This is a genomic window from Vogesella mureinivorans (genome assembly GCF_007644035.1).
GTDB classification, from domain to species: domain Bacteria; phylum Pseudomonadota; class Gammaproteobacteria; order Burkholderiales; family Chromobacteriaceae; genus Vogesella; species Vogesella mureinivorans.
The window spans coordinates 1-267 of the sequence record NZ_VMTV02001056.1; the positions used below are offsets into that span (position 1 = coordinate 1).

Below are 267 nucleotides of genomic sequence, written 5' to 3' on the forward strand. Positions count from 1 at the left end.
ACTCACCCTTATGTTGATTCAATTCAATCAAAAAGCGCCACAAAAATATGCCATCCTATTTAATTATTTAGGTTTTTTTTGTATTACAGGTTACATAATTACAATAAATCTAAGTGAATTGGTTGGTTTTATTAAATCCCAAAAATTGACTTGATCCACTCCATTAAACGTCCCGGATTTTGCAAATAACGATCAATTTGTCCTTTCAGCAAACTCAAATATGACGCTTGAGAAATCACGCCACTGCGGTACAAAATCAAATCATCA

Annotated in this window: 1 protein-coding gene; it reads right to left on the reverse strand. The window is 32.6% G+C overall.

The features are described from left to right. Positions 1 to 131: 131 nt before the first annotated feature. Complete coding sequence (locus FLQ44_RS25170) at positions 132 to 260, reverse strand: hypothetical protein (protein WP_369126625.1); 129 nt, start codon at positions 258 to 260, stop codon at positions 132 to 134. Positions 261 to 267 lie beyond the last annotated feature (7 nt).